Source organism: Arthrobacter sp. Y3223164 (assembly GCF_059091005.1).
Map to the genome: position 1 here is coordinate 1 of NZ_JBNHGF010000691.1, position 837 is coordinate 837.

Annotated in this window: 1 protein-coding gene; it reads right to left on the bottom strand. The window is 70.4% G+C overall.

What is annotated here, in order from left to right; all coding sequences use genetic code 11:
• Window positions 1–837: glycosyltransferase 87 family protein (locus AC5RUJ_RS17435; protein WP_494156398.1), on the bottom strand; the 837-nt coding region annotated here is incomplete at both ends.

The following is an 837-nucleotide window of genomic DNA, read 5'->3' on the forward strand; positions in this document are numbered from 1 at the left end:
GGTCCGGCGCCCCTCCCCGGGGCGCCACCCGGCAGACCCAGCGTGAACCTGTCCGACGCGCCGTCGTAGTCCCCGCCCTGCGGGTCGTCGGTGTCCACGCGGCGGACCGGATCATGCTCCGGCAGCCAGATGCCGCGGACAACCTTCCCCGCTATGTATGCCGTTGCTGCTATATGTGCGACGACGGCGAGCACGTAGTACGGCGTGTCCAGGTTGCGTGCCGCTTCGCCGCCGCTCGTCACCTGGCCCAGGTGCATCCAGGTGGCCCACCAGTGCATCGCCTCGAAGAACTGCCAGATCAGGAAGTCGCGCCAGCGGGGATGGGCCAGCACGGCCAGCGGGACCAGCCACACCACGAACTGCGGTGAGTAGACCTTGTTGGTGAGCACGAAGGCCGCCACCACCAGGAACACCAGCGACGCCATCCGCGGGCGACGAGGTGCCGTCCAGGCCAGGAGCGCGATGCCCGCGCAGGCGGCCGCGAACAGCAGGAGGGAGGCGGCGTTGATGAATTCGGGGCTGAGGACGGGCAGTTGCTGCCGCTGCGCCGTCAGGTTGTAGGCGTACCAGAGGGACGAATAACCGGCTTCGCGCTGCCGGCTGTAGTCCAGGAAGTGGAACCAGCCGCCGAGGTCGCGCAGCATGAACGGCAGATTGACCGCCACCCATGCCGCGGCCGCCGCCAGCCCGGCCCGGGCCAGGGGGCGGTACCTGCCGGTCCGCACCGCCAGCAGCAGGATGGGACCGAGGATCAGCACCGGATACACCTTGAACGCGGCGCCGAGACCGACCAGCGCGCCGGCCAGGACCGGGCGGCGCCGGGCGAAGGCGAGCATC